General features: G+C 57.2%; 7 protein-coding genes. All 7 read left to right on the top strand.

From position 1 onward, the window contains the following. Window positions 1–105: 105 nt before the first annotated feature. The 7 genes from ACN0Q0_RS13075 to ACN0Q0_RS13045 all read left to right on the top strand — a co-directional run bounded on the left by ACN0Q0_RS13075 (window position 106) and on the right by ACN0Q0_RS13045 (window position 12482). Window positions 106–1290: an NAD(P)/FAD-dependent oxidoreductase gene (locus ACN0Q0_RS13075; RefSeq protein WP_417243846.1), complete on the top strand. Its 1185-nt coding sequence runs from the start codon at window positions 106–108 to the stop codon at window positions 1288–1290. A 139-nt stretch (window positions 1291–1429) separates the two neighbouring features. Next, window positions 1430–3448 (top strand): PAS domain S-box protein, encoded by a 2019-nt coding sequence (locus ACN0Q0_RS13070; RefSeq protein WP_417243845.1) that lies wholly within the window; start codon window positions 1430–1432, stop codon window positions 3446–3448. Between the two features lie 329 nt (window positions 3449–3777). After that, window positions 3778–5979, top strand: coding sequence for a 1,4-alpha-glucan branching protein GlgB (gene glgB, locus ACN0Q0_RS13065; RefSeq protein WP_417243844.1), 2202 nt, complete (start codon window positions 3778–3780; stop codon window positions 5977–5979). A gap of 59 nt (window positions 5980–6038) precedes the next feature. Beyond that, complete coding sequence (glgC, locus tag ACN0Q0_RS13060) at window positions 6039–7295, top strand: glucose-1-phosphate adenylyltransferase (protein WP_417243843.1); 1257 nt, start codon at window positions 6039–6041, stop codon at window positions 7293–7295. Further along, window positions 7292–8722: a glycogen synthase GlgA gene (gene glgA, locus ACN0Q0_RS13055; protein WP_417243842.1), complete on the top strand. Its 1431-nt coding sequence runs from the start codon at window positions 7292–7294 to the stop codon at window positions 8720–8722. Before glgC ends, glgA begins: the two co-directional genes overlap by 4 nt. After that, complete coding sequence (glgX, locus tag ACN0Q0_RS13050) at window positions 8719–10803, top strand: glycogen debranching protein GlgX (protein ID WP_417243841.1); 2085 nt, start codon at window positions 8719–8721, stop codon at window positions 10801–10803. Before glgA ends, glgX begins: the two co-directional genes overlap by 4 nt. Window positions 10804–10850: 47 nt before the next feature. After that, entirely contained in the window at window positions 10851–12482 is a 1632-nt protein-coding gene (locus ACN0Q0_RS13045) for an alpha-D-glucose phosphate-specific phosphoglucomutase (RefSeq protein ID WP_417243840.1), read from the top strand. The last annotated feature ends 121 nt before the right edge of the window (window positions 12483–12603 follow it).

Genomic DNA, 12603 nt, shown 5'->3' with positions numbered 1-12603 from the left:
TATGCGCGAGTGACGGCGGGTTTCCAAGCCGTAGTTGCGTATCTCGTCAAATCTCGCCAAGGCGTCTATACCTGTGATGGACCAAACCCGAGGCGAGCCGACACAATGACCGAACCGACACCTGAGACCTTAAGCTGCGACGTGTTGATTGTCGGCGGCGGCCCTGCGGGGCTGGCAACCGCGCAAACGCTTGCCCCCCATGCCAGAACCATCGTGATCCACCAGGACCGCGCAATCGGCAGGCCCGTGCGCACATCGGGTGGCACATGGGTGGAGGATATGGTGGCGCTTGGCGTGCCGCCTCACCTCTACCAACAAATAGACGAAATCCTGTTCCGGTCGGACAACCGCGAGGTGCGCCAGCATTTGCAGCGGCGCAAATGCGCGGTGTTGGACATTACGGGAACCTATCAATGGCTTGCGGAACTGGCACGTGCGGCGGGCGCGGACATCTATACCGACACGAAGTTCATCCACACCGTCGAGACGGACGACGGGTTCACCTCTGAAATCCGGTCACGTAAAATCGGTGCGACCCGCATCACATCAAAGTTTATCATCGACGCCTCTGGCACCCCTCACGCAGTTTTGGCCGATCTGGGATTGGTCGATAAACCCGACCGCATTGGCGTCGGCATCGAACATGAGTTCGAGATCAGATCGGCCGCAAAAAACCGCGCTGTCCTATTTGTCGGTGAGGCCGTGAAGTCGGGTTACGGGTGGATTTTTCCCGCGCCCAACAATCACATACGGATCGGAGTTGGAATCATTCAACCCGATAGCGATCTGTCGCCGCGCGACATTTATAACGCCGTGGTGACACCCGAATTCCTCGCGAGCTACGGCCTTGAGCTTGGCCCGCCCGTACAGGTCAACGCGGGCATTATTCCCTCCGTGCCTTACGACCCCAAGCTCGTGTTCGGCAATGTGATCCGCGTGGGCGACACTGCCAATTTCGCCACCCCGACGGTTGGCGAAGGCATCCGCATCGCGATCAAATTCGGACGCCTTTTAGGCGAGCAACTCGGCGCGACCCTGACCCAAGGCTGCCGCGCCCCGCTCGTGCGCTACGAATTGGCATGCCGCAAAGAGTTAAAGCGCAACTACAGCTTCGGCTTTACCGCGAACGAACGCATCGCCACCTATGGCGCCGACGACTGGGACAAAAGCCTTGATCGCCTTGCACGTCTTGGCGAGGACGAAGTTGTGTCGCTCGTCAAAAGCGAATTCACCCTGTCGATGATGCTCAAAGCTGTGGGCAAACAACTGCGCCACAAGGTGTTCGGCTAAAGCGACATTGACGAGCGCGCTGTAGGCTTCGGGGGGCCTTAACCATCTACACATTGAACACGGCGAAAATTGAAATCGTAAACCCAATGTTAGAACATAAGGCCTTAAGGATGGCGCAGGCCTAAATCAGGATTGCGCTATGTTCCATTTTCGACAGCCCAAAATCTCGACATCTCCCGAACAGGCAACCATGACCGCTTTGTCTGGGTCGATGGCCGTTATCTGGTTTGACATCGAGGGGACCATAACAGATGCAAATCAGAAATTTTGCGACACGTTAGGGTACACGGCTGACGAAATAAGAGGTCAGCATCATTCGATGTTCCTGTCCCCCAAAGACGCAAGTTCGGCTGAATACCGTCAGTTTTGGAGCGACCTCGCGAGTGGAAAAACGCAGCAAAAGACATTCGCGCGGCAATGCAAAAACGGCGACACGATTTTCATCGAGGCCTCCTATGTCCCCATCCTTGATCCTGCCGGACATGTGACAGGTATCGTCAAATTCGCAACCGATGTAACCGCAAAGGAAGTTGCCGCAGCGCGCGACAGGTCTATCATCACGGCATTGCACCGCTCCGCCGCGGTCATCGAGTTCACACTCGAGGGCGAGATCACCACGGCCAACAAAAACTTTCTGGACCTGATGGGGTACTCCCTTAGCGAAGTGCAGGGCAAACACCATTCCATGTTCGTCAGCGAGGCCGACAAGAACAGTCCGGCCTACGCGGAGTTGTGGGACAATTTGAGAGCCGGACATTTCCAGGAGGCAGAATTCACACGGCGCACCAAAAACGGCAAAGACGTCTACATTCGGGCCTCTTACAATCCGGTTTTCGATCAGGACGGAACGGCGCAGGGTGTCATAAAAATTGCCAGTGACATTACCGCGGAAACCATTCAGCGCCTCGACAATGCAGGACAACTTGCCGCTGTTGACCGCTCTGAAGGGGTCATCGAATTTTCACCCGAGGGAATTGTTCTCAAGGCCAATACCAACTTCCAGAACGTCATTGGCTACAGCCAAAACGAAATTGTTGGCAAGCATCACGCGATGTTTGTGGCCCCGCAAGAACGCGACTCCGCAGACTATGCTGCGTTTTGGGCCTCCTTGAAAAAAGGTGAATTCCAAGCCCGTGAATTCCACAGAGTTGCAAAAGACGGCCACAATGTTTTTATTCAGGCCTCCTACAACCCGATCTTTGATGCGTATGGGCGCGTCTCCAAAATCGTCAAATTCGCCACGGATGTGACGCCGCAAAAAACGGCAATCAACGCCTTTCAAAACGCGGTTGCACATTTGCGCGATGGGGATCTGACGGTGCATTTGCCCGACGAAATGCCCGGTGAGCTTGAACACCTGCGCACCGATTTCAACGATACGATCAAGCGCCTTTCAACACTCATCAGCCAGATCACGACCGGCACGGGACATATGCAACACGAGGTTGAGAGCATTGCGGCATCCTCCGCCGATCTCGGCCAACGGACGGAACGCCAAGCCGCCGCCCTCGTCCAAACCGCATCCGCCATCACCGAAATGACTGAATCCGTTGACATGGCCGCAAAGCGCGCCAAGGATTCTGCAGAAACCTCAACCCTTGCACGCACGCGTTCCAGTGAGGGAAAGCACCTCGTAGACCAGACGGTGCAAGCCATGGCAGACATCGCAACCAGTTCCCAAGCCATCTCGAAAATCACATCGGTGATCGACGACATTGCATTTCAAACCAACCTTCTGGCCTTGAACGCCGGCGTCGAGGCGGCGCGGGCCGGCGAAAGCGGGCGCGGCTTTGCCGTCGTGGCCTCGGAAGTCCGCGCTCTGGCCCAACGCTCCTCGGACGCCGCACGCGAAATCGCCCGACTGATCGAAACCTCCGGAAAACAGGTTCAATCCGGCGTGGAACTGGCCAATGAATCCGGCACCGCACTCACAGATATCGAAAGCCTGATTACTGACGTCAATGCTTTGGTCCAAGACATCGCGACCTCGGCGTCCGAACAGTCAACCGGCCTCGCCGAGATCAACGATTCCGTCCACAAGCTTGATCAGGTCACACAACAAAATGCCGCCATGTTCGAAGAAAGCTCTGCGGCGGTGTCCGTTTTGACCCAACAGGCACGCACCCTCAATGACGAGGCCAAGTACTTCCGCGTGTGATCGCGGAGACCTGACGCCCGAACACAGCCCCGCCCATTTAACGGCGGGGTTTTGTGCGCTCGTCCCCTGTCAAATTGACCTTCGACCGGTGCCACAGGGCGCATTGTCCGAAATATGGCGCCGGGCAATGGAAACAGGGCGATTTCTTTTATCCCGCCTTGCGCATTCCACGGCTCACTCAAATCAAACCGCGAACGCCCTTTGCCGCGACAGCGGCCCCGTGGCCTGTTGACGTCCGCAGCGCGGAGGTGTTTCATTAACGTTAAGATCCCACGTGCCGATTAGCCTTATCAGTCTGACTGTTAAATTTCACAACGATGGAGAACGGCATGACACTCGCTCCAACAGCTAAATTCCCGGACTTCCTATCACAACCCGATGTGGACGCCCTCAACGCCGGAACACATGCCGCACCCTTCGATGTTCTTGGCCCACATAAAAGCGGGGGGCGGCGATGGGTCACGACCTACCAACCTGACGCCACCGAAGTTATCGCAACAGTTGCGGGCAAGGAAACCACATTAAACCGGCTTGGGGGCGCCGTGTTTTCGGCCCCTGTCGCCGGAAAAGCCTACACGTTGACCATGCGGTTCAAAGACGGTGCAGAACAAAAAATACATGACCCGTTTGCCTTTGACCCCATTTTGACAGACTTCGATCAATATCTACTCGGCGAAGGCAGCCACAAAGAGCTGTGGCGTGTGCTCGGCGCGCATGTGGCCACACATCAAAATGTGGACGGCGTGCATTTCGCCGTTTGGGCGCCCAACGCCCGCCGCGTCAGTGTGGTCGGGCCATTCAATCACTGGGACGGGCGCCGCAATCCGATGCGCCCCGCGGGCCAGACGGGTGTATGGGAAGTCTTTTTGCCCGACGTTGGTGACGGCGATCTCTATAAATACGAAATTATCGGCGCGAACGGATCCGTGGCGCTCAAGGCGGATCCGGTTGGATTTGGCTCGCAACACCCGCCTGAAAAGGCCTCGGTCGTGCGCGACATTACAGGCTTTGGATGGACGGATGACGCATGGATGAAAGAGCGCGCGACCCGTGCCGACCGCGCCAACCCGATCTCGATCTACGAGGTGCATCTGGGGTCATGGCGGCGGCGCTATGATGATGGCGGACGTCCACTAAGCTACAAAGAGTTGGCAAAAGACCTTGTGGCCTATGTCAAATTCATGGGTTTCACCCATATCGAATTGCTTCCCGTATCCGAGTTCCCGTTTGATGGATCATGGGGCTACCAACCCGTGGGCCTTTTTGCGCCAACCATTCGGTTCGGCCCGCCACACGAGTTTCGCGACTTTGTCGAAGCCGCCCATGCCGCCGGAATCGGCGTCCTGTTGGACTGGGTTCCGGGTCATTTTCCGACCGATCCGCATGGCTTGGCAACATTCGACGGAACGCATTTATACGAACATGCCGACCCGCGCGAAGGCTTCCACCAAGACTGGAATACACTGATCTACAATTACGGTCGGCGTGAGGTAAAAAACTATCTCGTCTCGAACGCACTCTATTGGCTCGAGGAATACCACCTTGACGGGCTGCGCGTCGATGCCGTGGCCTCGATGCTCTATCGCAATTATTCACGCCAAGAGGGGCAATGGATACCGAACAAGGACGGCGGCACCGAAAACTACGAGGCCATCGCATTCCTTCAGGAAATGAACACGGCCACCTATGGCGCAGACCCGGGCATTATGACAATCGCCGAGGAAAGCACGTCCTTTCCCGCCGTCTCCAAACCTGTTCACACGGGCGGGCTTGGCTTCGGGTACAAATGGAACATGGGGTGGATGAACGACACGTTGCGGTATTTCGAATACGATCCGGTTTACCGTCAACACCATCACGATCTGCTGACCTTTGGCATTCATTACGCATTCACCGAGAATTTCATCTTGCCGATCAGCCACGATGAGGTGGTCCACGGCAAAGGGTCGATGTTGGAAAAAATGCCTGGTAACGCGTGGGAAAAGCTTGCGAACCTGCGCGCCTATTACGGGTTTATGTGGACCCAACCGGGTAAAAAGCTGTTGTTCATGGGGTGCGAATTTGCGCAGCCCGAGGAATGGAACCACAACGGCGAGCTCAACTGGGGCGTCGCGGATCAACCCGCCCACAAAGGCATCCAGAAACTCGTTCAGGACCTGAATGCGCTATACCGTTCCACGCCCGCACTGCATGCAAAAGATTGCGATCCGGACGGGTTTTCCTGGCTCAATGGTGATCCAGCGCAATCCACTCTTGGCTATGTGCGCTATGGTGACATGGACGATGCGCCGGTTGTCGTCATGTGCAACTTTACACCTGTTGAGCGGTCAAGCTTTCGACTGGGCGTCCCTCAGGCAGGGTTTTGGGAGGAGGTACTGAATACAGACGCCGAAATATATGGCGGCGGGAATCGCGGGAATTTTGGCGGCGTGGAGACGACAGATGTCACAGCGGACGGGCTTGCGCAGTCCTTGGAAATGACCCTTCCGCCGCTGTCTGTTGTCGTGTTGCGGCTAAGGCAAAAGCCCTGAGAAGACACGGGTTGCGAGACAAACCAACCGGATTTGAAAAAAGGGATGGAGGAAACACGATGAAAACGAAACGTCTGACACAAAGATCCATGGTTTTCGTACTTGCAGGGGGACGCGGCAGTCGCCTCAAGGAGCTGACAGACCGGCGCGTAAAACCGGCTGTTCCGTTCGGAGGCAAGGGGCGCATTATTGATTTCGCCCTGTCGAATGCAATGAATTCCGGCATCCGTAAAATGGCGATTGCAACGCAATACAAGGCCCACAGTTTGATCCGCCACCTTCAACGCGGGTGGAATTTTTTCGGAGCGGAGCGCAACGAATTTCTCGACGTCCTCCCCGCATCCCAGCGCGGCGGAACCGAAAGTTGGTACAAAGGCACCGCCGATGCGGTCACCCAGAACATTGATATCGTAGACAGCTATGGCGTCGATTATGTCATCATTCTTGCGGGGGACCATATCTACAAAATGGACTACGAAATCATGTTGCGCCAACACGTTGAGACCGGCGCGGATGTCACCGTCGGCTGTTTGACCGTGCCGCGCCTTGAGGCCACGGCCTTTGGCGTGATGGACACTGACAAAGAAGGGCGGATCACCAGTTTTCTGGAAAAGCCCGCCAATCCCCCCGGCACGCCCGAAGACCCGAACATGGCACTCGCATCGATGGGGATTTACGTGTTCGACTGGAAATTCCTGCGCGACCTTTTGCTCAAGGACGCCGAAGACCCCAATTCCACCAACGACTTTGGCAATGATCTGATCCCCGAAATCGTCAAACACGGCAAGGCCATGGCCCACCGGTTTGACGAAAGCTGTGTGCGGCCGGAGGGCGCACCGGCCTATTGGAAAGATGTCGGCACCGTTGATGCCTTTTGGCAGGCCCATATCGATCTGACGAATTTCACACCCGAACTGGACCTTTGGGATCGCGACTGGCCAATCTGGACCTATAACGAAAGTGTGCCACCTGCAAAATTCATCCACGACGAGCGCGACAGACGCGGCATGGCGATTTCGTCAATGGTATCGGGGGGCTGTATTATTTCCGGCACCGAGGTGCGCAATTCGTGTCTGTTTACAAACGTGCATAGCAATTCCTACGCAGTTCTGGATCAGGCCGTGGTCCTGCCAAACGTGACCGTCAGCCGCTCCGCACGTTTGCGTCAGGTCGTCATCGACAGTAACGTCATCATCCCCGAAGGCCTCGTTGTCGGCGAAGATCCGACCGAAGACGCCCGTTGGTTCCGCGTCACGGAGCGCGGCACGACCCTCATCACCAAAGACATGTTGGATAAGAGAGCCGCCAAACTATGAGCAAAGTCCTTTCCGTCACATCCGAATGCGCTCCCCTGATTAAAACAGGGGGGCTCGCCGATGTGGCGGGCGCCCTCCCGAATGCGCTTGCGGCCTACGGCGACGCGGTGCGCACGCTCCTTCCGGGATATCGATCCGTCATGCCGCGCCTCGGCAAAACCAAAGTGGTCGGAACATATGACGACCTGTTTGGTGGACCTGCAAAACTACATGCCTGCGCGGTTGCTGGGTTGGACCTCTTTGTGATCGACGCGCCCCACCTGTTCGACCGTGACGGTGGCATCTATGTGGACGCGCACGGCCACGATTGGCCCGACAATCCCGAACGGTTTGCGGCGCTGTCATTTGTCGCGGCCGAAATCGCCGCATCGGGCGCGGACGGGTGGACACCCGACATTGTACATGGCCACGATTGGCAAGCGGGGCTCACGCCGGAGTATTTACAGGCAGCAGGCACACAGACCCCGTTCGTATTCACGGTGCATAACATCGCATTCCACGGCAATACCGGCGCGGACCGGATCGACGCGTTGCTCTTGGACACGGATCGGTTTGACGCTGACCACTTCGAGTTTTGGGGGCAAATTTCAGCACTCAAATCGGCTCTCATGGGCGCCGCCAAAATCACCACCGTGTCCCAAACCTATGCCGAGGAATTGCTGACGCCGGAATTCGGCATGGGCATGGAGGGCGTTTTGCGCCACCGTCAACAGGATCTGTCAGGGATCGTAAACGGGATCGACGAGGACATTTGGAACCCGCAGACCGACCCCGATATCACCCCGTACAAAACCGCAGCAGGCAAGGCCGCAAACAAAAAAGCGCTGCAAAAAACATTTGGGCTTGGGCCATCAGATGGCCCGCTCTGTGTGCTCGTATCGCGGCTGACCGAACAAAAAGGGATCGACTTGCTCTTGGCCGCCTTGCCCACGCTGCTCGAAAACGGGGGCCAGTTGGCGCTTCTCGGATCGGGCGATCCGCGTTTGGAGGTGGCCCTGCTTGAAGCCGCAGCCGCGCATGACAACGTGGCTGTCAAAATCGGTTATGACGAGGCGCTGTCACATCAGATGATGGCGGGCGGCGATGTGATTTTGGTACCGTCACGGTTCGAGCCATGCGGCCTGACACAGCTGTACGGTTTGCGCTATGGCACGTTGCCGCTTGTGTCCCTCACGGGGGGGCTTGCCGATACGGTCATCAATGCCTCTCCTGCGGCCCTTGCCCGCGAGGTGGCCACAGGTGTGCAGTTTTTCCCGATCACGGCCCAAGCCTTCACAAATGCTATTGCGCGGATATGCAAGCTGCATCAACAGCCGAAACTGTGGAAAACGTTGCAACGTAACGCCATGAGCCACCCCGTGGGATGGTCCGCATCGGCGGCTAAATACCATGCGATTTATGCGTCCCTATCAAAGGCCAGCCGTTGACCCCTGTATCCTTTGCCATTTTGCCCGGTTTTCCATCCCCGCTCGGGGCCACTGTTATGGACGGGGGTGTCAACTTTGCGGTGTTCTCTCGCAATGCGACAAAGGTTGTGTTGTGCTTGTTCGATGAGGGCGGGAACGAAACCCAGAATATCCCCCTGCCCGAGCGCGAGGGCGATGTTTGGTACGGGTTTTTGCCTGACATAAAGGCGGGCCAACAATACGGTTTGCGCATGGATGGCCCGTATGACCCCAACAACGGCCATCGGTTCAATCCACATAAATTGCTGATCGACCCCTATGCGAAACGGCTAACGGGGCATCCGGTTTGGAATGACGCATTGTTCGGATATGAGAGCGGGCATGAGGACAAAGACCTCAGCTTTGACAAGACCGACAGCGCCCCCTACATGCCGCGCTGTGTCGTGGTCGATCCCTCGTTTGACTGGGGCGACGCGCCGCGCCCGAACCATACGCTTGAAAACTCCATCATCTATGAGGCGCACGTCAAGGGATTGACGGCGGGGCGCACGGATATTTCCAACGCGGGCAGCTATCTTGCCATGGCGTCCGATCCCATCCTTGAACACCTCACAACCCTTGGCGTCACCACGGTTGAACTTTTACCGGTGCAGACCTTTCTCAACGAAAAATTCCTGTTGGATCGCGGGCTGACAAATTACTGGGGCTACATGACCTACGGGTTCTTTGCCCCCGACCCGCGCTACATGCAAGGCAACGACATCGCCGAGTTCCAACAGATGGTGTCGCGGTTTCATGGCGCGGGCATCGAGGTCATTTTGGACGTGGTGTACAACCACACCGCCGAAGGGTCCGAAATGGGCCCGACGTTGATGTTCAGAGGGCTTGATAACGCGAGCTACTATCGCTTGGCCGACGATAAGCGCTACTACATCGACGATGCAGGCTGCGGCAATACGCTTGATTTCGAAAACCCGTTTGTCATGCGTCTGGTGATGGACAGCCTGCGCTATTGGGTCGAGGTGATGCACGTCGACGGGTTCAGGTTTGATCTTTGCTCGGCATTGGGCCGTACCCGCGACGGCTTCAACCGCGACGGGCCATTCTTTCGCGCCATCGGTCAGGACCCCGTCCTCAACCGCGTCAAATTGATTGCCGAACCGTGGGATATCGGACCTGGCGGGTATCAACTCGGTGCCTACCCCGCGCCGTTTGCGGAATGGAACGACAAATACCGCGACAATACCCGCGAGTTCTGGCGCGGTGATCGCGGCAAGGTCGCGGATATGGCGGAACGCATTTCCGGCTCCGCGCCGTTTTTCGACCATAGTGGCCGCCCTGCAACCTCGTCGCTCAATTTCCTCACCGCGCACGACGGATTCACCCTGCACGACACGGTGAGCTATTCCACCAAACACAATCTGGCCAACGGCGAGAACAATCGTGATGGCCATTCCGACAACCATTCCGACAATATGGGTGTCGAGGGACCAAGCGACGACCCCGACATCATCGCCGCACGCATCAGGCGCAAACGCAACCTCATCGCGACACTGATGTTGTCCCAAGGGACACCCATGATTTTGGCGGGTGACGAGTTGAGCAATTCGCAAGGCGGCAACAACAACGCCTACTGCCAAGACAACGACATCGGGTGGGTGAACTGGCCCGACGAGGGCGATCCGTTTTTCACCTTTTGCCAACAGGCCATCGCGTTTCGCCGGATGCACCCGCTGTTGCGTCAACGGCGGTTCTTGCATTCGCGACAACGCCTGATTGATGGCGAGCCCGATTTGTTTTGGCGTCAGGCCAACGGCGATCCGATGCGGCAGGATGATTGGGACAATCCCGATTTAAACATCATCGTGGCCGAAATGCGTATGGCCTCCGGCACACCCGAATATGTACAGCGTGAGGGCGCGTTGTTGATCGTTCTCAATCGCGGCGACGCCGTGGAAATTACCGCGCCTGCGCTACACGATGGCGGAGCATGGGTGCGCCGGTTCGATACCAGTCAGGATGACGCGATCAAAGTCACAGAAGGGATGCACGTTGCGGCCAATGCCGTTGTGGTCTTTTCGCACGAACGAGACGGCGATTAACCCGTTCACGAACGGCCACGCCTTGGGAAAATAAGGGAGAGCTTTCAATGCCTACACAGATGGTTCGGACAAACCCGATTGATGGACAAAAGCCCGGGACAAGCGGCTTGCGCAAAAAGACCGCTGTTTTCAAGCGCCCCCGCTACCTTGAGAATTACGTGCAGGCGACGTTTGACGGGATTGGCGGCGTTCAGGGCAAGGTCCTCGTGGTGGGGGGCGATGGGCGTTACTTTAACGATCAGGCCATTCAGGTCATTTTGCGTATGGCGGCGGCCAATGAGGCGGCAAAATGTATTGTCGGCCAAGGCGGTATTCTCTCGACCCCCGCCGTATCCCACCTCATTCGCAAGCGGGGTGCAGATGGCGGGCTGATCCTCTCGGCGAGCCACAACCCCGGAGGCCCGAACGCCGATTTCGGTCTCAAATACAATGGCCCGAACGGTGGCCCCGCGACCGAGGCAGTCACGGACAAGATTTTCGCACGCACCAAAGAGATCGATTTTTACAAGATCACGGCCTCGCCCGATGTCGACCTGCAACGGTTGGGTACGGTAAAGACCTGTGGGATGACGGTCGAGATCATCGACCCCGTGGCCGACTATGCCGCCCTGATGCAGACCCTATTCGATTTTGACAAAATTCGGGCCTTGTTCGCGGGCGGGTTCACCATGCGCTTTGACGCCATGCACGCCGTAACAGGCCCCTATGCCCACGCGATCCTCGAGGGCATACTCGGCGCGCCCGAAGGCACGGTTGTGAACGGCACCCCAAGTCCCGATTTCGGTGGCGGCCACCCCGACCCGAACCCAACATGGGCCAAGGCGTTGATGGACGAAATGTTCGGCGCAAACGCCCCTGATTTTGGTGCGGCCTCCGATGGTGACGGCGACCGCAACATGATCGTCGGGCGCAATATGTATGTCACCCCGTCCGATAGTCTCGCGGTTTTGACAGCCAAGGCGCATCTGGCCCCTGCCTACAAAGCCGGCCTGACAGGGGTTGCCCGCTCTATGCCAACCTCACGCGCCGTCGACCGCGTTGCAGATCAGCTTGGCATCGGATGCTATGAAACCCCGACGGGTTGGAAATTCTTTGGCAATCTGCTCGACGCAGGCAAGGTGACGCTGTGCGGTGAGGAAAGTGCCGGCACGGGATCGGATCACGTGCGTGAAAAAGACGGGCTTTGGGCCGTTTTGCTTTGGCTCAACATCCTTGCGGAGACCAAACTATCTGTTGCGGATCTGATGGCAGATCTGTGGGCCACCTACGGGCGATGCTACTATTCACGCCACGATTACGAGGGGGTCGAGAGCGACAAGGCCAACGCCATGATGGACGCGCTACGCGCCAAGTTACCAACCCTTTCAGGGACCTCCCTGAGCGGTCTCACGGTCGAAAGTGCCGATGAGTTCGCCTATGACGATCCGGTTGACGGGTCCCGTTCAGCCGGTCAGGGCATCCGGATCGTGTTCACGCAAGGGGCGCGGGTTGTCATCCGCCTGTCCGGCACAGGGACCGAAGGGGCGACCATCCGCATCTATCTGGAGCAATTGGAAACCGGTACGGACAGGCTTCAAGCCGCCCCCGAAGTTGCTCTGGCGGAGGTGCGCAATGCCGCGTTGATCGTAACGGATCTGGTTGCAAAAACCGGTAGAACCGACCCGGATGTCATTACCTGACCCCGTAACACTCCGGAATTTTGCATAACTATTGGCTCTCTGCCTTGTCTTTCGGACGTCTCCAAGACATGGCAGGGACCAACCGAAACTGTGCGGTGTTTAAAGACGCGCCCACAAACGG

The organism is Celeribacter sp., assembly GCF_048259695.1.
Classification (GTDB): Bacteria; Pseudomonadota; Alphaproteobacteria; order Rhodobacterales; family Rhodobacteraceae; genus Celeribacter.
Note: the sequence above shows the minus strand (reverse complement) of the source record. Positions and strands in the feature narration are given on the sequence as shown.